We start from the raw sequence: 21,933 nt of genomic DNA on the forward strand, positions 1-21,933 counted from the left end.
ACAGCGGATTTCGTTTCGTCCGCCGTTTTCCGTCCATTGCGGCCCCCGAAGATAGCGGAATGGAAGCGGAACTAAACGATTTAAAAATAGTGTTTTCCGTTTTAAATCGATTAAATAATTGATATCATTATATTTTTCTCGCTGCTGCCTTGCTTTTCGCTGCTCTGCCGTTTAGGTTTCGCTCATTCAAAGTTCTGGCCCATGTGAGAGGAAAGCGGACCATGGAGGAATTCGGCCTGAGGAACCCGGCTGCGGGGATCGCGGAAATCGGCTTGGGGAAGGCTGCCAGCGTTCGCTACAACTTCCTGGAAGCGGCTCTTTATGAAGAGGCGATCCGTCGCGGCGAGGCGGAGCTGACAGCAGATGGTGCACTTCGTGCGCTGACCGGTCAGCACACCGGCCGTTCTGCCAAGGACAAGTTCGTCGTCCGCGACGACAAGACCGACGGCCAGATCTGGTGGGACAACAACAAGCCTATGTCACCGGAGCATTTCGCCGTGTTGCATCAGGACATGCTGGCCCATGCCGATGGCCGCGATCTTTTCGTTCAGGACCTGATCGGCGGCGCCGACGCGGATAACGCCTTGCCAACGCGGGTAGTGACCGAATTCGCCTGGCACTCGCTCTTCATCCGCAATCTGCTGATTCGCCCCGAGCGTGACGCCTTGGAAGGTTTCCTGGCGAAGCTGACCATCATCGATCTGCCGAGCTTCCGCGCCGATCCGGCCCGCCATGGCTGCCGCACCGAAACCGTCATTGCCTGCGACCTGACCAATGGCATCGTCCTCATCGGCGGCACGTCCTACGCCGGCGAGATGAAGAAGTCGGTCTTTACCGTCCTCAACTACCTGCTGCCGGCGAAGGGCGTCATGCCGATGCATTGCTCGGCCAATGTCGGTCCCGATGGCGATGCGGCTGTCTTCTTCGGCCTGTCCGGCACCGGCAAGACGACGCTCTCGGCCGATCCAAAACGCACGCTGGTCGGTGACGATGAGCATGGCTGGGGCGAAAACGGCATCTTCAACTTCGAAGGTGGCTGCTACGCCAAGACCATCCGTCTCTCGGCCGAAGCCGAGCCGGAGATCTTCGCAACGACCAAGCGTTTCGGCACGGTGCTCGAAAACGTCATTCTCGACGAGAACCGCGTGCCCGACTTCAACGATGGTTCGCTCACGGAAAACACCCGTTGTGCCTATCCGCTGCATTTCATCCCGAATGCGTCGGAAACCGGAATCGCGCCGCATCCGAAGACGATCATCATGCTGACGGCGGATGCCTTCGGCGTGTTGCCGCCGATCGCGAAGCTCACGCCGGAACAGGCCATGTACCACTTCCTGTCCGGCTATACTGCAAAGGTAGCCGGCACTGAAAAGGGCGTGACCGAACCGGAAGCGACCTTCTCGACATGCTTTGGCGCACCCTTCATGCCGCGCCATCCGACCGAATATGGCAACCTGCTGCGTGATCTGATCGCCCGTCATCAAGTCGATTGCTGGCTGGTCAACACCGGCTGGACCGGAGGTGCCTACGGGATCGGTAATCGCATGCCGATCAAGGCGACACGCGCGCTGCTGACCGCTGCACTAACCGGCGAATTGAAGAAGGTCGAGATGCGCACAGATGCGAACTTCGGTTTCGCGGTTCCGGTCGCCGTTGATGGCGTCGATACCAAGATCCTCGACCCGCGTTCGACTTGGGCCGATGGTGCGGCCTACGACGCGCAGGCCAAGAAGCTGGTCGGCATGTTCATCGACAACTTCGCCAAGTTCGAAGCTCATGTCGACGGCAAGGTTCGTGATGCGGCCCCGGGCATTCGCCTCGCGGCGGAATGAACGACTGAATTCCCGAAGATGAAGGAGGCCCGGCAGCTTTGCTGCCGGGCCTTTTCTGCTTCCGGCTTGCCTTTGCTGCGGTCACGGCCGATATGGAGGCCTGACCAAGAGACCGATGACATGGCAAGCGAACCACTCGAGATCAACAACCGCATCATGATAGCCGGCTGGGAATTGACGGAGCAGTTCGTGCTGGCCGGGGGCCCTGGTGGCCAGAACGTCAACAAGGTTTCGACTGCGGTCCAGCTCTTCTTCAACCTGCTCGGATCGCCCTCGCTGAACGACCGCGTGAAGCAGAATGCGGCGAAGCTCGCCGGCAAACGCCTGTCTAAGGAAGGCGTGTTGATGATCGAGGCCAGCCGCTTCCGCAGCCAGGATCGCAATCGCGAAGATGCACGGGAACGGCTGAAGGAATTGCTCCTCGAGGCCGCCAAGCCACCGCCGCCGCCGCGCAAGAAGACGAAACCGACCAAGGGTTCGATCGAACGGCGCCTCAAGGCGAAATCCGGCCGCTCGGATGTGAAGAAGATGCGCGGAAAACCGACGGGGGACTGAGCGTGGCCGCAGCGAAAGCCGAGATCAGTCTTTCATCCGGTCTTCGTTACCTGCCGGGCCGGCTGGCGCGCGAAGAGCAGGCAAACCTCGTCGAGATCATTCGCGGCGTCGTCACTGAAGCGCCGCTTTATGTGCCGGTCATGCCGGGTTCCGGCAGGCCCATGTCTGTCCGGATGACAAATTGCGGACCGCTCGGCTGGGTGACGGACAAGGAGCGCGGCTATCGTTATCAGGCAACCCACCCGATGACTGGCAAGCCATGGCCAGCAATTCCGGACGTTCTTCTTGATCTCTGGCGCGAGCTTTCAGGCTATCCGAAAGATCCGGAGGCCTGCCTCGTCAATTTTTATGCTGACGATGCCAAGATGGGCCTGCATCAAGATCGCGACGAATCGGAATTTGCCGCACCGGTGCTCTCGATCTCACTCGGCAATACCTGCCTGTTTCGCATCGGGGGATTGGCACGGACCGATCGCACCCAATCGCTGAAGCTGGAAAGCGGCGACTTTTTCTTGCTGGGAGGGGAGGGGCGCCTCTGCTTCCACGGGGTCGATCGAATCTATCCCGGGACCTCGACCCTTCTGAAATCGGGTGGGCGCATCAATCTGACCCTGCGCCGGGTCAATCCATAGCCGGCGATCGATCGCCTACAGTTTTCTCAGCGCCACGGTTTCGACGAGGTGATTGTCACCCTTGCGCAGGATGAGATCGGCGCGTGGCCGGGTCGGCAGGATGTTTTCCCTGAGGTTCTTCAGGTTGATATTCGTCCAGAGGCCCTCGGCGATCTCCTTGGCCTCGTCCTGACTGATGGTAGCATAGCGATGGAAGTAGGAGTTAGGATCGCGGAACGCGGTCTGCCGCAGTTTCATGAAGCGGTCGACATACCAGCGGTGGGTCGCGTTCTCATCGGCGTCGATATAGATCGAAAAATCGAAGAAGTCCGAGACCATCGGCACGATCTTGCCGTCGGCCGGAAGGTTGCGCGACTGAAGGACGTTGATGCCCTCGAAGATCAGGATATCCGGACGGTCGATCACCCGGTGCTCGTTCGGCAATACGTCATAGGTCAAGTGCGAATAGCTGGGCGCCTTGACATTTGGCAGTCCCGCCTTGATCGCTGACAGGAAGCGCAGGAGCGCACCGATGTCGTAGCTTTCCGGGAAGCCTTTGCGATTCAGGATGCCGTTCTTCACCAGATGCGCGTTCGGATACAGGAAGCCGTCGGTCGTCACGAGGTCGACCTTCGGGCTGGATGGCCAACGCGCCAGAAGTTCTTTCAGAACACGCGCGGTCGTCGATTTGCCCACGGCAACGGATCCGGCAATGCCGATCACAAACGGCGTCTTGAAGACGTCGGAAAGGCTGAGGAAGCGGTTGCGCTGCTCGAACAACAGCTGCGACGATTCCACATGTGAAGACAACAGGCGCGAGAGCGACAGGTAGATCCGCCGGACTTCATTGAGATCGATCGGGTCATCGATCGAGCGGAGCCGGTGAACCTCGTCAGCTGTCAGGGTCAGCGGCGTATCGGCGCGGAAATGCGCCCATTCTTCGGAATCGAAGAAGTGATAGGGGGAATAGCCGTTCGCCTGGAAATGGTCGAGGACGTCTGGCGTTTCGGGGTCCCGCATAGCTATCGTCATGGATCCTGCCGACTGGCCTTCTCGCTCAGGCCTGTCTGAGCAGTGCGGCGCTCAAGTTCCTGCATTACTGCTTGTAAAGGGATGTCCGCAATTTTCAATACGACCATCAGGTGATAAAGGAGGTCCGCGCTCTCGTAGACGAGGTTCTCGCGGTCTTGTTTGACTGCGGCCATCACAGCCTCGATCGCCTCTTCGCCGAGTTTTTTTGCAGCCTTGTCCTGGCCGCCTGCCACGAGTTTTGCCGTCCAGGATTGGCTTGGATCCGCCTGGGCCCGGCTGGCTACAATGGCTTCGAGATCGGCAAGGGTGAAACTGCTCATCACGGGTCCTTCCGCGTCAGTCGAGACGCATGGCGATGCCGGCTGCGGCCATATGGGCCTTGGCCTCTGCAATCGAATAGGTGCCGAAGTGGAAGATCGAGGCAGCGAGAACCGCTGTTGCGTGACCATCGCGGATGCCGGCGACCAGATCATCGAGATTGCCGACGCCGCCCGAGGCGATGACGGGGACGCGGACGCTGTCGGCGATCGTACGGGTTAGGCCAATATCGTAACCGCTCTTCGTTCCATCCCGGTCCATCGAGGTGACCAGAAGTTCGCCGGCCCCGCGCTCGACCATCTTCACCGCGAATTCCACCGCATCGATCCCGGTCGGCTGGCGTCCGCCATGGGTGAAGATCTCCCAGCGATCCGTTTCGCCCGCAGCTGAAACCTTCTTCGCATCGATCGACACGACGATGCACTGGTTGCCGAACTTGCCGGCGGCTTCCGCGACAAAATCGGGGTTCTTCACCGCTGCCGAATTGATCGACACCTTGTCGGCGCCGCAAAGCAGGAGCTTGCGGATGTCGGCGACGGCGCGAACGCCACCGCCAACCGTCAGCGGCATGAAGCAATGATCGGCCGTCTGGGCAACCACGTCGAAGATCGTATCGCGGTTGTCGGAGGACGCGGTGATGTCGAGGAAGCAGAGCTCGTCGGCGCCAGCGGCGTCGTAAGCCTTGGCAGCCTCGACCGGGTCACCGGCATCGATGAGATCGACGAAATTGACGCCCTTGACGACGCGGCCGTCCTTGACGTCGAGGCAGGGGATCACGCGGGCCTTGAGTGTCATGGTCTTGTCCTCAGCCTCTCGCAGCCTTGATAAGCGCCAGCGCCTCTGCTGGGTCGATGCGCCCATCATAAAGCGCGCGACCGGAAATCGCACCTTCGAGCTTCTTCGCATCAGGTTCCAGCATACGCTTGATATCTTCGATCGAGGCGAGACCGCCCGACGCAATCACCGGGATCGAAACGGCAGCGGCCAGTTCCAGCGTCGAGGCCCAGTTGATGCCGGTCAGGATCCCGTCGCGGTCGATATCGGTATAGATGATTGCGGCGACTCCTGCGCCTTCGAAACGCTGCGCGAGTTCGATCACGCCGAGTTCGGAGGCTTCGGCCCAGCCTTCGACGGCAACCTTGCCACCCTTGGCGTCAATGCCGACGGCGACCTTGCCCGGGAAACGCTTGCAGGCTTCGATGACGAGGGCCGGATCACGCACGGCGACCGTACCCAGGATCACCCTCGACAGCCCACGCGACAGCCAGCTCTCGATGTGGTCGAGCGTGCGGATGCCGCCGCCGAGCTGTACCGGGTTCTTCGTGGCCTTCAGGATTGCATCGACGGCAGCGCCATTGACGCTCTCGCCTGCAAAGGCACCGTTCAAGTCGACCACATGCAGCCATTCAAATCCCTGGTCTTCGAAGGCGCGCGCCTGAGCGGCCGGATCGGGATTGTAGACAGTCGCCTGGTCCATATCACCAAGCTTGAGGCGTACGCACTGGCCGTCCTTGAGGTCGATGGCGGGAAAGAGGATCATGAGTGTATCCGTGCCCTTCAGGGCGTCCAGGTCAGAAAATTGGCGATGAGCTTCAGGCCGAGTGCCTGGCTCTTCTCGGGATGGAATTGCGCACCCACCATGTTGTCACGCCCGACAAAGGCCGTCATTGCGCCACCGTAATCGGTCGTTGCAATCACGTCCTCGGGCTTGCGCGCAGCGAGGTGATAGGAATGGACGAAATAGGCGTGCAGCCCGTCCGGTCCTGTCGGAATGCCGTCGAACAGCGGATGTGGCCGGTTGAGTGTGAGCGTGTTCCAGCCAATCTGCGGGATCTTGAGGGATGGATCGGACGGCGTCATTTCGACGACATCGCCTTCAATCCAGCCGAAGCCGTCGGTCACGGTCTTCTCGAGACCACGCGACGACATGAGCTGCATTCCGACGCAGATACCGAAAAAGGGACGCCCCTTGGTCTCAACCACTTCCGTGATCGCGTCATGCATGCCGGGAACGGCATCGAGCCCCTTGCGGCAGTCGGCATAGGCCCCGACACCCGGAAGCACGATTCGGTCGGCGATGGCGACACGGTCCGCCTTGTCGGTGAGTTCGATTTCGGCGTTAAGGCCGGCCTCGCGGGCGGCCCGTTCAAAGGCCTTGGTGGCCGAGCGCAGATTGCCCGAGCCGTAGTCGATGATAGCTACACGCATGTCTTCCAGTCCTTTCTGCTCGACGGTTCGGCTTCAACGTCCGAACCGGAGCAAGGTGGCAGTCTCACTCGGGAAACTGCCCCTTAAACCAGGGTGCCCTTGGTGGAGGGGATACGGTTTGCCTGCCGCGGATCGACTTCCGTTGCCGTCCGAAGCGCGCGCGCGACTGCCTTGAAGCAGGTCTCGGCGATATGATGGTTGTTCGCGCCGTAATGGTTCAGCACATGCAGCGTGATCCCGGCGTTCTGGGCGAGAGCCTGGAAGAATTCGCGCACCAGTTCGGTGTCGAAAGTGCCGATCTTCGGCGCACTGAAATTGACGTTCCAGACCAGAAACGGGCGGCCGGAGACGTCGATAGCCGCCTTGGTCATCGTCTCGTCCATGGCAAGGTCGATAGAGGCATAGCGCGTGATGCCCTTGCGGTCGCCGAGCGCCTTGGAAATGGCCTGACCGAGCGCAATGCCCGTATCCTCGACGGTATGGTGATCGTCGATATGCAGGTCGCCCTTCACATCGATATCCATGTCGATCAGCGAATGGCGGCAGAGCTGGTCGAGCATGTGATCGAAGAAGCCCACGCCGGTCGAAATCTTGCCCGTGCCGGTGCCGTCAATATGGACGGAAACCGAGACCGAGGTTTCGTTGGTTTTGCGGGAAACTTCGCCTTTACGCTCTGCCATTTGGCTGCTCCATGAGGATCTGGGCCCTCCCATAACAGCAGGGCGGTGAAATATCCAGAAGTTACATTGCGCTGCCGCAAGGCGGCGCTGGAGCTTTTGCCGCAGATTGCAATCGTTGAAAGCCCACTTACATAGGAACCGACAAACCGGGCCTCAAAGCCCGTTCCACAAGGCCCGCAGAGGCGGGTGACAGGTGATTGATGACAACGATTGTTACCGTACGCAAGGACGGCAAGGTGGTGATGGCCGGTGACGGACAGGTCAGCCTTGGCCAGACCGTGATGAAGGGCAATGCCCGCAAGGTCCGCCGCATCGGCAAAGGCGGCGATGTGATCGCAGGCTTTGCCGGCGCGACAGCCGATGCCTTCACGCTGCTCGATCGTCTCGAAAAGAAGCTCGAACAATATCCCGGCCAGCTGATGCGCGCAGCCGTCGAGCTCGCCAAGGACTGGCGGACCGACAAGTATCTGCGCAATCTCGAAGCCATGATGCTGGTCGCCGACAAGTCGATCACGCTCGCAATCACCGGCAATGGCGACGTCCTTGAGCCCGAGCACGGCACAATCGCGATCGGCTCCGGTGGCAACTATGCCTATGCGGCTGCGCGCGCGCTTATGGACAGCAATCGTTCGGCCGAGGAGATCGCAACCCGCGCTCTGACCATCGCCGGCGAGATCTGCGTCTACACCAACAACAACATGGTGGTCGAAACCCTCGACGCCGACTGACGGCTGCCGATCGAATTCCACACCAAGAGACGATGCGCGGGTCCGCGGCATCGTGAGGAGCAACCTGAAATGACCAATTTCTCCCCGCGCGAGATCGTTTCCGAGCTCGACCGCCATATCATAGGTCAGCATGACGCCAAGCGCGCGGTCGCTATCGCGCTGCGCAACCGCTGGCGCCGCCAGCAGCTATCAGAAGATCTGCGCGACGAGGTGATGCCGAAGAATATCCTGATGATCGGACCGACCGGCGTCGGCAAGACGGAAATCTCCCGCCGTCTTGCCAAGCTCGCTGGCGCCCCCTTCATCAAGGTGGAGGCGACAAAGTTCACCGAAGTCGGTTATGTCGGCCGCGATGTCGAGCAGATCATCCGCGATCTGGTCGAGATCGGCATCGCACTCATCCGCGACAAGAAGCGTCTGGAAGTGCAGGCCAAGGCGCATCAGCTGGCCGAAGAACGCGTGCTCGATGCCCTGGTCGGCGCCACGGCATCTCCGGCTACACGGGACAGCTTCCGCAAGAAGCTCCGCAACGGCGAGCTCGATGACAAGGAAATCGATATCGAAGTGGCCGACAGCGGCTCCGGCGCGCCCGGCTTCGAAGTTCCCGGCATGCCCGGTGCCAACATCGGCATCCTCAACCTGTCGGAAATGTTCGGCAAGGCCATGGGTAACCGTACCAAGAAGGTCCGGACCACCGTCAAGGCATCCTATGCCGACCTGATCCGTGATGAATCGGACAAGCTCATCGACAATGAAGTCATCCAGCGGGAAGCGCTGCGTTCCGTCGAAAATGACGGCATCGTCTTCCTCGACGAGATCGACAAGATCGCCGCCCGCGAAGGTGCCATGGGCGCCGGTGTTTCGCGCGAAGGCGTGCAGCGTGACCTCCTGCCGCTGGTCGAAGGGACGACGGTCGCGACCAAATACGGTCCGGTGAAGACCGACCACATCCTCTTCATCGCGTCTGGCGCATTTCATGTGTCCAAGCCCTCCGACCTTCTGCCGGAGCTTCAGGGCCGCCTGCCGATCCGCGTCGAGCTGAAGCCACTGACCAAGGAAGATTTCCGCCGCATCCTGACAGAGACCGAAGCGAGCCTGATCCGCCAGTACAAGGCGCTGATGGCAACCGAGGAGCTCAATCTCGACTTCACCGAGGATGCGATCGATGCTCTCGCCGATGTCGCGGTTCAGCTCAACGAAACGGTTGAGAACATCGGTGCCCGTCGCCTGCAGACGGTGATGGAGCGGGTGCTCGACGAGATTTCCTTCCATGCACCGGACCGCGGTGGCTCGGAAGTGATGATCGACTCGGCTTATGTGCAGGAGCATGTCGGCGATCTCGCCGCCAACACGGACCTTAGCCGCTACATCCTGTGATCTTTGTGCATCTATGGGTCGCTTTCGCCCCCGGCGTGCCGGGAAAGTGAAAGCGGCCCATATCGACAATACAGGTGCCTCTTATGTAAGGAGGGCCGCAGTCGGACGCTGCCCGCGAATGCGCCGGCAATCCGTTCGAGGACAAATGTCCAGGGGCCGCGCATCGTGCTTACTATTGCCAGAAATCTCATCGTCGCCATTACGCTCGCCGGGCTTGTGCCCGCAGTGTCGCTTGCTGACGACAAGGTCCCCTCGGGAAATCGCAATGCCGAACAGCCGGCCATTCCCGGCGCCTCCGTGCGGCGTACCAAAGCGGGCAAGACCAGCTTCGATCTGAAATATGAAAAGGTCCGCGATCTCCTGAAGACGGACTCGAAGCTGGTGGGCAAGCTCAAGAAGACGGCCGCCGCCTATGGCATTGCGCCCATCCACATGGTGGGTGCCATCGTCGGCGAGCACACCTACAATGTCGACGCCTATGACAGCCTCCAGAGCTATTACGTGAAGGCCGCATCTTACGCCGGCAACAGCTTCCGATTCGGCTACAAGGACGAGAGCATTGCCGACTTCGTCGGCCGGCCGGAATTTGCCGAATGCAACGGCTATTCTGACTCCTACCGTCTCTGGACCTGCCGCGAAGATGTGTGGCAGGATCGCTTCCGCGGCAAATCCGTCGGCGGCAAGTCCTATCCGAACAATCGCTTCAGCGCCGTGTTCTTCCAGCCCTTCTATGCGGGTCAGACCTTTGGTCTGGGGCAGATCAATCCTTTGACGGCCCTCATGCTGTCGGATCTCGTGCATCAGAAGTCCGGCTATGCCCGGCTCGACGAGAACGACGCGGCGGGCGTCTACAAGGCGATCATGGATCCCGACATCTCGCTCGCCTTCATGGCAGCGGTCATCCGCAAGTCGATTGACGACTACAGACAGATTGCCGATGTCGATATCTCGGGGAACCCGGGTGTTACGGCGACGCTTTTCAACATTGGCGGCTCGCAGCAGCGGGCCCGTGCTCTGGCGGCAAAGCGGGCGAGCGGTGCGGCGAATTGGCCGGAAGAGAACTATTACGGCTGGCTGATCAATGATCGGCTGGACGAGTTGGAGTCCCTGCTCTAATTCCTCTAGGGGGGCTCCAACCCTTCGAGGGAGCATCACATGGACGCCAGTCTGCGCAAATCGACTTTCGAGCCGCCGGCGCCTGTGCCGCGGACGGTCCCGCCCAGCCGACTGGAAATCATCCGCACAGTGCTGAGGAACCCGCTCGAACTTTGGGGGCAGCCGTCCTACACCTGGCCCTGGATCGTCACTCGCTTTTTTGGCCAGACCACCATCATTGCCAATGACCCAGGTCTGATCCGCCACGTGCTCGTCGACAACGCCTCGAATTACGAGATGTCCGAGATCCGCCAGCTTGTCCTGCGCCCCATTCTGCGCGATGGCCTACTGACGGCCGAAGGTCCCGTGTGGAAACGCTCGCGCAAGGCCATGGCGCCGGTCTTCACTCCTCGCCATGCCCGCGGCTTCGCCCGCCAGATGCGCGAGCAGAGCGAACTTTTTCTTGAACGTTACGAAGCGGGGACCGAGGGCGTCGTCCGCGATATCGCCGTCGACATGACCGAACTGACTTATGCGATCCTTTCCGAAACTCTCTTCTCCGGCGGGATCGTCTCCGAACAGGGCGATTTCGCCAAGGATGTCGACGATCTCCTGCACAGCATGGGACGGATCGATCCGCTGGACTTGTTGAAAGCTCCGAGATGGATCCCGCGCCTGACCCGAATCCGGGGTCTCGGCGTCTTGCGCAAGTTCCGCGAACTCGTGCGACGGACGATGGATCACCGCCGGGCCATCATCAAGACGGATCGGGAGAACGCACCGGACGATTTCTTGACATTGCTTCTCGAGCTGGAAGGACCTGACGGTCTGACCTCGGAAGAGATCGAGGACAATATCCTGACCTTCATCGGGGCCGGGCACGAGACGACGGCGCGTGCCCTGGCCTGGACCTTGTATTGCGTGGCCCACTGTCCGGATGTCAGGGACGCAATGGAGCGGGAAATCGATGAGGTCATAGCGTCCGGCGCCGATCCGGTCGATTGGCTTGAGCAGATGCCGCATGTGCGAGCCTCTTTCGAAGAGGCGATGCGGCTCTATCCGCCGGCGCCCTCAATCAACCGCGATGCGATCGCCGACGATCGCTATACGGCGCCCAGTGGCGAGACCGTCGAGATTGCGAAGGGCGCCACTGTCCTTGTCATGCCCTGGACGCTGCATCGCCACGAGCTTTACTGGGACAAGCCACGGATCTTTGACCCCTCCCGCTTTCTGCCAGGGGAGCGCGAGAAGATCGGCCGCTTTCAGTATCTGCCATTTGGCGCCGGTCCACGCGTCTGCATCGGCGCCACCTTTGCGTTACAGGAAGCCGTGATCGCGCTCGCGGTGCTGATGCAGCGATATCGTTTCGCGACGACGCCGCAGACGAAACCCTGGCCGGTTCAGAAGCTTACCACCCAGCCAGCTGGCGGCCTGCCGATGCGGGTCACGCCGCGCAAGCCGTAATGCGGCGTGTTCCTGCCGCTCCCTCGCTGGAAATCGCACTAAGCCCTGTGCCATAAGGGATGCGTCGCCGTAGTGGCGGGGAAGATGGGGAAGACTGCGTGACATCCGATTACATGCTGGGCATCGATACCGGCGGCACCTACACGGACGCCGTGATCTACAGCGAGACGCATGGGATCGTCGCCAAGGCGAAGTCGCTCACCACCCGGCACGACCTGTCGATCGGCATTTCCGGCGCGCTCGAAAGCGTGCTCGCCGAATCAGCGATTGATCCCTCGGCGATCGGTCTCGTCTCGCTGTCGACGACGCTCGCGACCAATGCGCTGGTGGAAGGGCAGGGCGGCCGCGCCGGCCTGATCATGATCGGGTTCGGGCCAGACGATATGAAGCGCGATGGCCTGGCCGATGCGCTTGGCAATGATCCGGTCCTCTTCATTGCCGGCGGTCATGACGTTCATGGCACCGAGACACTTTTCGACCAGGCGGCGCTGGAAGCGGCACTGCCCGAGCTTTCGGCCAATGTCTCATCCTTCGCGATCGCCGGTTATTTTGCGGTTCGCAATCCGGCGCACGAGCAGCGGGCGCGCGAGATCATTCGCCGGCATTCCGGCCTGCCCGTCACCTGCAGCCACGAGCTTTCCTCCAAGCTCGGCGGGCCAAGACGGGCACTGACAACCCTTCTCAATGCCCGCCTGGTCTCGATGATCGACCGGTTGATCGGCTCTGCCGAGCGCTATCTCGGGGAGCGCGGCATTCATGCGCCACTGATGGTCGTGCGTGGTGACGGCGCGTTGATCTCGGCAGCCGAAGCTCGGTTGCGACCGATCGAGACCATTCTCTCCGGTCCCGCCGCGAGCCTCGTCGGCGCACGCCACCTGACCGGCCTCGATGATGCCGTCGTGTCCGATATCGGTGGCACGACGACCGACGTCGCCGTGATGGAGGCCGGTCAGCCGCGGCTTGATCAGGATGGCGCCGTCGTCGGCGGTTACCGAACTATGGTGGAAGCAGTCGCCATGCGCACCTTCGGCCTCGGTGGTGACTCGGAGGTGCGTTTCGACGATCGCGGCCTTGCGGCGAAGATCGACCTCGGCCCCCGTCGCCTTGTCCCGTTGAGCCTTGCAGCAGCCCTGCATGGAGCGTCCATCACTGACGTACTCGAGCGCCAGCTCCGCGCGCCACATCTCGGACGTCACGATGGGCGCTTCGCGGTCCGCACCGGCGTCCCGGATCATCTGGCGGCCGGTCTCCAGCCGCAGGAGGCAGCACTCTTTCAAAAGATCGGCAGCGTGCCGCTTCCCCTGGACCAGCTGATCAGCTTCACCCAGCAGAAGGCGACACTCGACCGTCTCGTCGCCCGTGGCCTCGTGCATCTGTGTGGGCTCACGCCATCCGACGCCATGCATGTCCTGAACCGCCAGGGCCAATGGGATCGCAAGGCGGCCGAACTCGGCATGGCGCTGGCGATCCGACAGAAGGATGGTTCTGGCCAGCCGATCGCGTCATCGCCGGAAGTGCTTGCCAAGTTGATCGTTGATCGCCTGACGCGCCAGTCGGCCGAAGTCATTCTCTCCGCAGCGCTTGCCGAAGATGGCCTTGCCGACATCGAGCCTGCGAAATCGGTGCTGATCGATCGCGCGCTCAAGCGACAGGGGGGTATCGCCCGCTTCAACCTCTCGCTCGACCGGCCATTGATCGGCCTCGGTGCCTCGGCCGGCGTCTACTACCCGGCGATCGCCGAGATGCTGGCTTCCGATGTCGCCGTGCCTGCGGATGCCGATGTGGCCAATGCCGTCGGCGCCGTCGTCGGGCAGGTGCGCAGCAGTGTTTCTGTCACTGTCGGATCGCCGGAGGAGGGGCTTTTCATGATCACCGGCGGCGGCGACAGCGAGCGGGCGACGGATGAGACCGTTGCTCTGGAAAGGGCGAGGACAAGGGCGACCGAACTCGCGCGTGCAAGGGCTGAAGCCAGTGGCGCCGTGGATGTCGTGCTGATCCTCCGGGAGGAGCTCGATGCGCCTGAGATCGAGGGACGCCGCAAGCTCGTGGAAGCGCGGATCACGGCGACGGCCTCGGGTCGCCCCAGGACTGCACGCGGCTGACTTTCGAATTTGGAAACAATATTTCGTATTTATGACGGATTGACTGCTAATCGGTTTCAGCCATGCTGCGTGCCAAAGCCAGTCCAGTAAGAGGAATGACGTCATGACATCTATTGAAGCTCACGGCCTTTCGATCGACAAGCGCCTCTACGATTTCATCGTGACCCAGGCGATCCCGGGAACGCAAGTCGAGGCCGATGCCTTCTTCGCCGGCTTCTCCCGGATCGTTCACGACTTGGCGCCGAAAAACCGCGCCTTGCTCGCCAAGCGGGATGACCTGCAGGCCCAGATTGACGCCTGGTATCGCGAGAACGGCGCGCCCGCCGATCTCGCCGCCTATGAAAGCTTCCTGCGTGAAATCGGCTATCTCCTGCCCGAGGGCCCCGACTTCAAGATCGAGACGGCCAATGTCGATCCGGAGATTTCGTCGATCGCCGGTCCGCAGCTCGTCGTGCCGGTCATGAACGCGCGTTATGCGCTGAACGCCGCCAATGCCCGCTGGGGTTCGCTTTACGACGCGCTTTACGGCACGGATGCGATTTCCGAGGCTGATGGCGCGGACAAGGGCAAGGGCTACAATCCGGTTCGCGGTGGCAAGGTCGTGGCGTGGGCGAAGTCCTTTCTCGACCGGAGCCTGCCGCTCGCCGGCGGCAGCTGGGCTGACGTTACAGGCTTCGACTTTGAAAACGGCGCGCTCTTCGTCGAGACCGCCAGCGGCCGGACAGGCCTTTCCAGGCCCGACCAATATGTCGGCTTCAAGCGTGAGAGCGAAAAGGCATACCGCCTCTATTTCCGCACCAATGGCCTGCACACCCTCGTCTTCGTCGATCCGGACAGCCTGATCGGCAAGGACGACCCCGCCGGCATCGCCGATGTCGGGCTTGAATCGGCACTCACCACCATCATGGACTGCGAGGATTCGGTCGCGGCCGTCGACGCCGAGGACAAGATCGCCGTCTATTCCAACTGGCTCGGCCTGATGAAGGGTGACCTGACGGAGGAAGTTACGAAGGGCGGCAAGACCTTCACCCGTTCCCTGAACAATGACCTCGAACTGACCGGCGTTGACGGCGGTGAGGTGACACTGCCGGGCCGATCCCTGATGCTCATCCGCAATGTCGGTCACCTCATGACCAATCCCGCGATCACCGACAGGGACGGCCATGAGGTGCCGGAAGGCATCCTGGATGCCGCGATCACCGCTCTCGTCGCGCTGCATGACATCGGCCCGAATGGCCGCCGGAAGAACTCCCGCGCAGGCTCGATGTATGTCGTGAAGCCGAAGATGCACGGTCCAGAAGAGGTCGCCTTCGCCTGCGAGATCTTCTCCCGCGTCGAAGAACTCGTCGGCATGGCTCCCAACACGATCAAGATGGGGATCATGGACGAGGAGCGCCGCACCACTGTCAATCTCAAGGAGTGCATTCGCGCGGCCCGAGACCGCGTCGTCTTCATCAACACCGGCTTCCTGGATCGCACGGGCGACGAAATTCACACTTCGATGGAAGCGGGCCCGATGATCCGCAAGGGCGACATGAAGCAGGCCGCCTGGATCGCAGCCTATGAAAACTGGAACGTCGATATTGGCCTTGAATGCGGCCTGTCCGGCAATGCCCAGATCGGCAAGGGCATGTGGGCCATGCCGGATCTGATGGCGGCCATGCTGGAGCAGAAGATTGCCCATCCGAAGGCCGGGGCCAACACGGCCTGGGTTCCGTCGCCGACGGCAGCAACGCTGCACGCCACACACTATCACAGCGTCAATGTCGCGGGCGTTCAGGAAAGCCTGAAGTCCCGCTCGCGCGCCAAGCTGTCGGATATTCTGTCGGTTCCGGTCGCGACGCGTCCGAACTGGACCCCGGAAGAAATCCAGCGGGAACTCGACAACAATGCCCAGGGTATTCTCGGCTATGTCGTCCGCTGGATCGACCAGGGCGTCGGCTGCTCCAAGGTGCCGGACATCAACAATGTCGGTTTGATGGAGGATCGCGCCACGCTCCGCATCTCCGCCCAGCACATGGCAAACTGGCTGCATCACGGCGTGGTGACGGAAGAACAGGTCGTCGAGACGCTGAAGCGCATGGCGATGGTCGTCGACGACCAGAATGCCACTGACCCGGTCTATGTGCCGATGGCGAAGGATTACGACGGCTCGGTTGCCTTCCAGGCGGCGCTTGACCTCGTGCTGAAGGGCAGGGAGCAACCGAACGGCTACACCGAGCCGGTTCTCCATCGTCGTCGCATCGAACTGAAGGCACAGTCTGCGGCCTGACAGCCGGCCTTTGGCGAAACGAAAAGCCCCGCCGGATCGCTCCGGCGGGGCTTTTCGTATTCTGCGTTGGTGCAGCTTACTGCTGAACCACGACCTTGGAGTTCCGGCCCGGCTTGACGCGGTTGTAGAGGTCGATCACGTCCTGGTTCATCATGCGGATGCAGCCCGATGAAGCAGCCGTTCCGATCGATGCCCATTCCGGCGTGCCGTGCAGGCGGAACAGCGTGTCCTGTCCCTTCTCGTTGAAGAGATACATGGCGCGGGCGCCGAGCGGGTTGCGCAGGCCGGGTTCCATGCCCTTTTCGACATACTTGGCGACTTCGGGCTTCCGTTCCGCCATTTCCTTCGGCGGATGCCAGGTCGGCCAGGCCTGCTTCCAGGCGATATAGGCCTCACCCTGCCAAGCAAAACCCTGCTTGCCGACGCCGATCCCATAACGGACCGCTTTGCCGCGCGGCAGCACGTAATAGAGGAAGCGCTCGCGCGTGTTGACAACGACCGTGCCGGGTTTTTCCTTGGTCGCATAATCGACAATTTGTCGGTGAAACTTCTTGTCGACTTTCTGGATCGGAATCGCCGGCAGGGCATAACCTGCATCCGTTACCGAACCATAGGTGTCGCTGAAGATCTCGACCTTGGTGGTTTCGGCCACTTCGGCCTTGTCGCCGGTCGTCGTTGTGCAGCCCGCGAGGCCTAGGGACATAACCAGGCCAAGCGCGGTCAAGATGTTGCGGAAGCGCATGATAAAGCTCGTGGGTGATGGCTGAGAGACGGACTTGTGACCATCTTTGATTATGGTTTATTTTGAATTAATCTCGGCGACGCAAGTGCCGTACTTCCGCCGAATGTCTTCGGCGCTGCAAAATGACTCCGCATTGCTTTTTTGCAACAGACTTGAGCGTGCGGAGCGGAGTTGTCCATGACCTTAGTCTCTGTCGCAGTAAACAATCCCTTAATCGACGGGCGGCAGTCGGATCGCGCCATGATGATTCGGCGTGGTGTCCAGATCCTTCTGGCGGAGATGCGTTTTGCCATCCTGCCGGAACTGACGCTCTCCAATGGACGTCGTGCTGACCTGATCGCCCTTTCAGACAAGGGCGAGATCTGGATCGTCGAGATAAAATCCTCGGTCGAGGACTTTCGCGTCGACCGGAAATGGCCGGATTATCGTCGCTACTGCGACCGATTGTTTTTTGCCACCCACGCCGGTGTGCCTCTCGAGATCTTCCCGGAAGACTGCGGCCTCTTTCTATCGGATGGGTATTCGGGCCACCTGTTGCGGGACGCTCCCGAGCACCGCCTTCCGCCTGCAACGCGGAAGTCGGTTACCCTCGATTTTTCGAGGACTGCCGCCCAGAGGCTCATGGCCGCGGAATGGGCGGCCCAGCTCAAGTCTGTCTGATTACTTCGGGGCGCGTTTGGCCAGTATGCGCTGCAGTGTCCGGCGATGCATGTTGAGGCGACGAGCTGTCTCGGAGACATTCCTCTCGCAGCTCTCATAGACGCGCTGGATATGCTCCCAGCGGATCCGGTCGGCCGACATCGGGTTTTCGGGGATCTCGGCCTTCTCGCCTGGTCGTTGGGTCAGTGCCAGATAGACATCGTCGGCGTCTGCGGGCTTCGCCAGATAGTCGAGCGCCCCGAGTTTGACCGCGGTAACGGCCGTGGCGATATTGCCATAACCTGTCAGCACGATGATCCGTGTGTCGGAACGGCGCTCCCGGATCGCCTCGATGACGTCGAGCCCGGTTCCGTCACCCAACCGCAGATCGACCACGGCATAGGCAGGTGCTGCTTCCTTGACTTTCGCCATGCCCTCAGCGACGGAGCCGGCGAGCTCCACCGTGAAGCCGCGGCTTTCCATGGCGCGCGCCAGACGACGCAGAAACGGCGCATCGTCATCGACGATCAGCAGCGAAGGGTCAGGGCCGAGATCGTGACTGCCCGCTGCTTGCGTGCCGGCGGCTGGTTTTGCGACCTGTGATGCTGCGTCTGCCATCTTCTCGTTCCTGCGACTGTTCCAAAAACTTCGCTGCCGACCTTATGCGTGCCAAGACCCTACAGGTAAAGTCATAACGACGTGTCCAATTCCATGTATTCACGGGGCCAAATCACCATGACGCGCGCCCCGGACCCTTCCGGGCTGCGATTTTCGAAGCGAAGGCTGGCTCCGGACCGTTCGAGCAGTGTCTTTGCGATAAACAGCCCAAGGCCGAGACCCCCGGCGCGCGTTTCATTCTGCCTGCTTGTAACATAGGGCTCGCCAATTCTTTGCAAGACCCCCGCGGAGAAACCGGCTCCGTCGTCTTCGATCGTGACGGTTACATCGGCGGCTGTATGCTCCACGCTGACCATGACTTTGGACCTGGCATAATCGACCGCATTCTCGAGCAGGTTGCCGAGACCATAGAGAATGGCGGGATTGCGGGTCCCGACCGGCTCGAGTGCCCGGTCGGACAGCTCGATCAGCTCAACCTTCACCCCGAATTCCCGATGCGGCGCAATGACCTCCTCCATCATCGAGGAGAGCGGCAGCTCGCGCATGTGGGCTTCGCCTTCCGTGGCGAGCGAGGTCAGGCGGCGCAGGATGTCGCGGCAGCGCTCGCTCTGGCTACGCAGCAGCTGCACATCCTCCCGGTAGCGCTCGTCCTGACCAAGGTCCCGCTCCATCTCCTTGGCTACCACGCTGATCGTTGCCAGCGGTGTACCCAGTTCATGCGCAGCCGCTGCTGCGAGACCATCGAGCTGATGCAAATGCTTTTCCCGCTGCAGGATGAGTTCGGTCGCGGTCAGGGCGTCGGCAAGCAGGGTCGCTTCCTGGGAGACGCGATAGGCATAAAAGGCGGCAAAGGCCGTCATCGAGACAATAGAGCTCCACATGCCGAGCTGCAGAAGCGGGTGCACCTCGAGCGTGCGACCCTCGAACCAGGGCAGGGGATAGGGTGTGAACGCAAGCAGGGTGATGAAGGCGAGCGCGGTTACAAAAAGCGCGATCGAGTGACGGCTCGGCTGCGACGCAAAGGAGATGATGACGGGAATGCAGATCAGCGGCGCGAACGGGTTGTTGAGCCCGCCCGTGATGAAGAGCAGCGCTCCCATCTGGAAGAGATCCAGCGCAAGCACCGCAAAGGCTGCCGCCGGCTCCAGGCGGTAGGTGGGCGGGAAGGCCACCGACATCAACGAATTGGCCGCAGCCAGTGCGGCGATCAGCCCCAGACATGTCACGAGCGGCAGGGGAAATTCGAACCAGAGCGCCACGACCAGAATGGTCAGCAATTGCCCCGCCACGGCCACCCAGCGGAGCTTCACCAGGGTTTCGAGACGCAGGCGCCGGCTGCTCGGACCGAATTTGGCTGCCAGATCCATGGTCATCACTATTCCCTGTTCTGCCGCGCCATCAGGTTCCGCGGGGTTTCGCTCGTGTCGTGGGATCTGCCGCAGCAGGGTCCTCTGGCCAGGGATGCTTCGGATAGCGACCACGCATGTCGGCGCGCACATCCTTCCACGATCCGGTCCAGAACCCCGGAAGATCCCGTGTTGTCTGAATGGGTCGATGGGCGGGCGAGGTCAACTCCAGAAGCAGTGGCAATTTGCCGCCGCCGATCGTGGGGTGCGTCTTCAACCCGAAAAGCTCCTGCACCCGGATCTGCAGGACAGGCTCATCGCCCTCGTAGCGGATCGGATGGGATTGTCCGGTCGGCGCGGTGAAATGCGTCGGGACGAGCCGGTCGAGCTCCCGCTGCGATCCTCCAGGGACCAGCGCCATCAGTCCGTCATGCAGGCTGCCGGCACCGATCTCCTGAAAGCTCGTCACGCCCGACTGGAAGGGCACGAACCAGTCGTCCAGCCTCGCGATGAGACCGTTATCGCTGGTATCCGGCCATGGCTCGCCGAGGCTTCGGTAAAGAAAGCCGAGCCTCTGTCGCAACTGAGCCGCCGCCTTCGAGAAGGGCAGGGCGGCGACACCCAGATGGCGGACCCCTTCGGCAAGTGCTCTGGCAGCATTGTCTCCCTTTGGCTTCGGCAGGGGTTGTTCGTCGAAGATGATCGCCCCCAACCGTGTCACCCGTCTCGCCCGCACCTGGCGGCTCGCCGTATCGAAGCCGCTTTCCTCCGACGTCGTGATAGCCTTGGGGAGAAGTGTCTCGATGTCGCCGTGTGAGGTTTCTGCTGCGGCCAGCACTCGCCCCTGCGCCGCCTTGCCGGTCAGATCGGCGATGACAAGCAGTTCGGCACCCGCCAGGCGTTCCGATGCGGGGATCTCTGCTCCCCGGCCATTGGCCATGACGAACCGGCCGCGCCCACCCCTTTGGCGCGCGATCCTGTCCGGGAAGGCGTGGATGAGCAGGGCGCCGGCGGAAACAGGCGCTATATTGCCTTCCTCACGGTGATTGAGGCCGGACGACAGCCTCTGTGCGAGATTGCGGGCATTGCGGGCCCGCTCGCCGCGATCCCTGCGGAACTGCCTCAGCCGCTCATCGAGATCGAGATCATTGCCGCCCAGTCCCTGTTCGGTGAGGAGAACCGCCAACTCTGCGGCGGCTTGAGCTTCGCCATGCTCGGACGCGCTGAGCACCATGGCAGACAGCCGGGGTGGCAGTCCGAAATCCCGCATGCGTCGCCCCTTGGCGGTCAACTGCAGCTTTTCGTCGAGCGCCCCTAGCCCGATCAGCAACTGGCGCGCCTCCTTGAGGGCAGCCTCAGGCGGCATGTCGATGAGAAGGAGCTGGCCTGGATCCGCAACGCCCCAATGGGCAAGGTCCAGCGCAAGACCGGAAAGGTCGCTCGACAGGATTTCCGGTGGCGTAAACGCGGGAAGGGCTGCTGTCTGTCCAGCATGCCAGAGTCGGATCGCAATCCCCGGTTCCGTTCGCCCCGCGCGACCGGCCCGCTGGTCGGCGGAAGCTCGGGACACCCGGACCGTTTCGAGACGCGTGATCCCTGTCGATGCTTCAAACACGGGAAGCCGCTGCAACCCGCTGTCGATGACCACGCGCACACCGTCGATGGTGATCGAGGTCTCCGCGATCGATGTCGACAGCACGACCTTGCGTTTGCCCGGTGCCGCCGGACGGATCGCCGCGTCCTGGTCCGCCTGGCTCAGCACGCCATAGAGAGGTGTGATGACGACATCCTGCCCGATCCTGTTTTCAAGCCGCTCGACTGTCCGCCGGATCTCCGCCTGTCCCGGCAGAAAGACGAGGATCGATCCCGTCTCGTCCGACAGCGTCTTCAAAATGGTCGCGGTGACCGCATCTTCAATCCGCTCGTCGCCCGAGCGGTCCCGGTGGCGGATCTCGACCGGAAAGCTTCGCCCCTCACTGATGATGACAGGTGGATCTTCAAGCAACTGCCCGATGCGCTCGATATCCAGTGTTGCCGACATCACGACGATCCGCAGATCCGGCCTGAGCGCCGATTGGGCATCGAGCGCCAGCGCCAGTCCGAGATCGGCGTCCAGCGACCGTTCGTGGAACTCGTCGAAAAGGACGGCGGACACACCGGTCAATTCCGGGTCGTCGAGGATCATGCGCACGAAGACGCCTTCCGTGACCACCTCGATGCGCGTCCGGCCACTGATCCGGTTGTCCAGCCGCATCCTGTATCCAACGGTCTCGCCGACGGCTTCGTCGAGCAGCCCGGCCATTCGGGACGCGGC

General features: G+C 61.6%; 20 protein-coding genes (1 of these 20 running past the window's edge). 10 read left to right on the forward strand and 10 right to left on the reverse strand.

Annotated elements, in window-relative coordinates; translation table 11 throughout:
- The first annotated feature begins 221 nt into the window (after positions 1-221).
- The 3 genes from GH983_RS20005 to GH983_RS20015 all read left to right on the forward strand — a co-directional run bounded on the left by GH983_RS20005 (position 222) and on the right by GH983_RS20015 (position 3,019).
- Complete coding sequence (locus GH983_RS20005) at positions 222-1,832, forward strand: phosphoenolpyruvate carboxykinase (RefSeq protein ID WP_153763315.1); 1,611 nt, start codon at positions 222-224, stop codon at positions 1,830-1,832.
- 120 nt (positions 1,833-1,952) lie between these two features.
- Positions 1,953-2,387, forward strand: a complete 435-nt coding sequence (gene arfB / locus GH983_RS20010; protein ID WP_153763316.1) for an alternative ribosome rescue aminoacyl-tRNA hydrolase ArfB — start codon at positions 1,953-1,955, stop codon at positions 2,385-2,387.
- Between the two features lie 2 nt (positions 2,388-2,389).
- Positions 2,390-3,019, forward strand: coding sequence for an alpha-ketoglutarate-dependent dioxygenase AlkB (locus GH983_RS20015; protein WP_194842758.1), 630 nt, complete (start codon positions 2,390-2,392; stop codon positions 3,017-3,019).
- Between the two features lie 15 nt (positions 3,020-3,034).
- Here GH983_RS20015 and coaA read toward each other — a convergent pair whose 3' ends face one another.
- The 6 genes from coaA to hisB form a co-directional block, all read right to left on the reverse strand.
- Positions 3,035-4,030, reverse strand: coding sequence for a type I pantothenate kinase (gene coaA, locus GH983_RS20020; protein WP_153763317.1), 996 nt, complete (start codon positions 4,028-4,030; stop codon positions 3,035-3,037).
- On the reverse strand, positions 4,027-4,350 hold the full coding sequence (locus GH983_RS20025; RefSeq protein WP_054149982.1) for a phosphoribosyl-ATP diphosphatase: 324 nt from the start codon (positions 4,348-4,350) through the stop codon (positions 4,027-4,029). The genes coaA and GH983_RS20025 overlap by 4 nt, the downstream gene beginning before the upstream one ends.
- Before the next feature lie 16 nt (positions 4,351-4,366).
- Entirely contained in the window at positions 4,367-5,143 is a 777-nt protein-coding gene (gene hisF / locus GH983_RS20030) for an imidazole glycerol phosphate synthase subunit HisF (RefSeq protein WP_153763318.1), read from the reverse strand.
- A 10-nt stretch (positions 5,144-5,153) separates the two neighbouring features.
- Entirely contained in the window at positions 5,154-5,888 is a 735-nt protein-coding gene (gene hisA / locus GH983_RS20035; RefSeq protein WP_054149980.1) for a 1-(5-phosphoribosyl)-5-[(5-phosphoribosylamino)methylideneamino]imidazole-4-carboxamide isomerase, read from the reverse strand.
- 17 nt (positions 5,889-5,905) lie between these two features.
- The gene (gene hisH / locus GH983_RS20040) at positions 5,906-6,556 is read right to left on the reverse strand and encodes an imidazole glycerol phosphate synthase subunit HisH (RefSeq protein ID WP_153763319.1); all 651 of its coding nucleotides are present in this window, start codon (positions 6,554-6,556) and stop codon (positions 5,906-5,908) included.
- Positions 6,557-6,639: 83 nt separating this feature from the next.
- Positions 6,640-7,236, reverse strand: coding sequence for an imidazoleglycerol-phosphate dehydratase HisB (gene hisB, locus GH983_RS20045; protein WP_054149978.1), 597 nt, complete (start codon positions 7,234-7,236; stop codon positions 6,640-6,642).
- A gap of 200 nt (positions 7,237-7,436) precedes the next feature.
- Here hisB and hslV point away from each other — a divergent pair, with 200 nt between their 5' ends.
- The 6 genes from hslV to GH983_RS20075 all read left to right on the forward strand — a co-directional run bounded on the left by hslV (position 7,437) and on the right by GH983_RS20075 (position 16,274).
- Positions 7,437-7,964: an ATP-dependent protease subunit HslV gene (hslV, locus tag GH983_RS20050; RefSeq protein ID WP_153763320.1), complete on the forward strand. Its 528-nt coding sequence runs from the start codon at positions 7,437-7,439 to the stop codon at positions 7,962-7,964.
- Between the two features lie 69 nt (positions 7,965-8,033).
- Entirely contained in the window at positions 8,034-9,341 is a 1,308-nt protein-coding gene (gene hslU, locus GH983_RS20055; protein ID WP_054149976.1) for an ATP-dependent protease ATPase subunit HslU, read from the forward strand.
- A gap of 189 nt (positions 9,342-9,530) precedes the next feature.
- Entirely contained in the window at positions 9,531-10,457 is a 927-nt protein-coding gene (locus GH983_RS20060; protein ID WP_054150076.1) for a DUF1402 family protein, read from the forward strand.
- Between the two features lie 39 nt (positions 10,458-10,496).
- The gene (locus tag GH983_RS20065) at positions 10,497-11,900 is read left to right on the forward strand and encodes a cytochrome P450 (protein WP_054149975.1); all 1,404 of its coding nucleotides are present in this window, start codon (positions 10,497-10,499) and stop codon (positions 11,898-11,900) included.
- Positions 11,901-11,998: 98 nt separating this feature from the next.
- Complete coding sequence (locus tag GH983_RS20070) at positions 11,999-14,002, forward strand: hydantoinase/oxoprolinase N-terminal domain-containing protein (RefSeq protein WP_069042706.1); 2,004 nt, start codon at positions 11,999-12,001, stop codon at positions 14,000-14,002.
- A gap of 103 nt (positions 14,003-14,105) precedes the next feature.
- The gene (locus GH983_RS20075) at positions 14,106-16,274 is read left to right on the forward strand and encodes a malate synthase G (RefSeq protein WP_153763321.1); all 2,169 of its coding nucleotides are present in this window, start codon (positions 14,106-14,108) and stop codon (positions 16,272-16,274) included.
- Positions 16,275-16,350: 76 nt separating this feature from the next.
- On the opposite strand, the gene GH983_RS20080 is transcribed toward GH983_RS20075, so the two are convergent.
- Entirely contained in the window at positions 16,351-17,016 is a 666-nt protein-coding gene (locus GH983_RS20080; protein ID WP_054149972.1) for a L,D-transpeptidase, read from the reverse strand.
- Between the two features lie 177 nt (positions 17,017-17,193).
- Here GH983_RS20080 and GH983_RS20085 point away from each other — a divergent pair, with 177 nt between their 5' ends.
- Positions 17,194-17,676: an MmcB family DNA repair protein gene (locus GH983_RS20085; protein ID WP_054149971.1), complete on the forward strand. Its 483-nt coding sequence runs from the start codon at positions 17,194-17,196 to the stop codon at positions 17,674-17,676.
- Here GH983_RS20085 and GH983_RS20090 read toward each other — a convergent pair whose 3' ends face one another.
- The 3 genes from GH983_RS20090 to hrpB form a co-directional block, all read right to left on the reverse strand.
- Positions 17,677-18,273, reverse strand: coding sequence for an ActR/PrrA/RegA family redox response regulator transcription factor (locus tag GH983_RS20090; protein WP_054149970.1), 597 nt, complete (start codon positions 18,271-18,273; stop codon positions 17,677-17,679). It lies immediately after the preceding gene.
- 71 nt (positions 18,274-18,344) lie between these two features.
- The gene (locus tag GH983_RS20095) at positions 18,345-19,646 is read right to left on the reverse strand and encodes an ActS/PrrB/RegB family redox-sensitive histidine kinase (protein ID WP_069042704.1); all 1,302 of its coding nucleotides are present in this window, start codon (positions 19,644-19,646) and stop codon (positions 18,345-18,347) included.
- A gap of 25 nt (positions 19,647-19,671) precedes the next feature.
- Positions 19,672-21,933 carry the 3' portion of an ATP-dependent helicase HrpB gene (gene hrpB, locus GH983_RS20100; protein ID WP_246727588.1) on the reverse strand. The gene runs 150 nt beyond the window's last position, so only the last 2,262 of its 2,412 coding nucleotides appear in the window; its start codon lies beyond the right edge, outside the window — the gene reads right to left on this strand; it ends in the stop codon at positions 19,672-19,674.

Origin of the sequence: Agrobacterium sp. MA01 (assembly GCF_009650195.1) — a bacterium.
Lineage (GTDB): Bacteria > Pseudomonadota > Alphaproteobacteria > Rhizobiales > Rhizobiaceae > Allorhizobium.

What these genes read in the sequence shown, in the direction of transcription:
- GH983_RS20080 (WP_054149972.1), bottom strand. Translation starts at nt 17,016, where the DNA reads ATGCGCTTCCGCAACATCTTGACCGCGCTTGGCCTGGTTATGTCCCTA.
- GH983_RS20095 (WP_069042704.1), bottom strand. Translation starts at nt 19,646, where the DNA reads ATGACCATGGATCTGGCAGCCAAATTCGGTCCGAGCAGCCGGCGCCTG.
- arfB (WP_153763316.1), top strand. Translation starts at nt 1,953, where the DNA reads ATGGCAAGCGAACCACTCGAGATCAACAACCGCATCATGATAGCCGGC.
- hslV (WP_153763320.1), top strand. Translation starts at nt 7,437, where the DNA reads ATGACAACGATTGTTACCGTACGCAAGGACGGCAAGGTGGTGATGGCC.
- GH983_RS20085 (WP_054149971.1), top strand. Translation starts at nt 17,194, where the DNA reads ATGACCTTAGTCTCTGTCGCAGTAAACAATCCCTTAATCGACGGGCGG.
- GH983_RS20005 (WP_153763315.1), top strand. Translation starts at nt 222, where the DNA reads ATGGAGGAATTCGGCCTGAGGAACCCGGCTGCGGGGATCGCGGAAATC.
- hisF (WP_153763318.1), bottom strand. Translation starts at nt 5,143, where the DNA reads ATGACACTCAAGGCCCGCGTGATCCCCTGCCTCGACGTCAAGGACGGC.
- GH983_RS20075 (WP_153763321.1), top strand. Translation starts at nt 14,106, where the DNA reads ATGACATCTATTGAAGCTCACGGCCTTTCGATCGACAAGCGCCTCTAC.
- GH983_RS20090 (WP_054149970.1), bottom strand. Translation starts at nt 18,273, where the DNA reads ATGGCAGACGCAGCATCACAGGTCGCAAAACCAGCCGCCGGCACGCAA.
- hisB (WP_054149978.1), bottom strand. Translation starts at nt 7,236, where the DNA reads ATGGCAGAGCGTAAAGGCGAAGTTTCCCGCAAAACCAACGAAACCTCG.
- GH983_RS20025 (WP_054149982.1), bottom strand. Translation starts at nt 4,350, where the DNA reads ATGAGCAGTTTCACCCTTGCCGATCTCGAAGCCATTGTAGCCAGCCGG.
- hisA (WP_054149980.1), bottom strand. Translation starts at nt 5,888, where the DNA reads ATGATCCTCTTTCCCGCCATCGACCTCAAGGACGGCCAGTGCGTACGC.
- hisH (WP_153763319.1), bottom strand. Translation starts at nt 6,556, where the DNA reads ATGCGTGTAGCTATCATCGACTACGGCTCGGGCAATCTGCGCTCGGCC.
- GH983_RS20065 (WP_054149975.1), top strand. Translation starts at nt 10,497, where the DNA reads ATGGACGCCAGTCTGCGCAAATCGACTTTCGAGCCGCCGGCGCCTGTG.
- hslU (WP_054149976.1), top strand. Translation starts at nt 8,034, where the DNA reads ATGACCAATTTCTCCCCGCGCGAGATCGTTTCCGAGCTCGACCGCCAT.
- coaA (WP_153763317.1), bottom strand. Translation starts at nt 4,030, where the DNA reads ATGACGATAGCTATGCGGGACCCCGAAACGCCAGACGTCCTCGACCAT.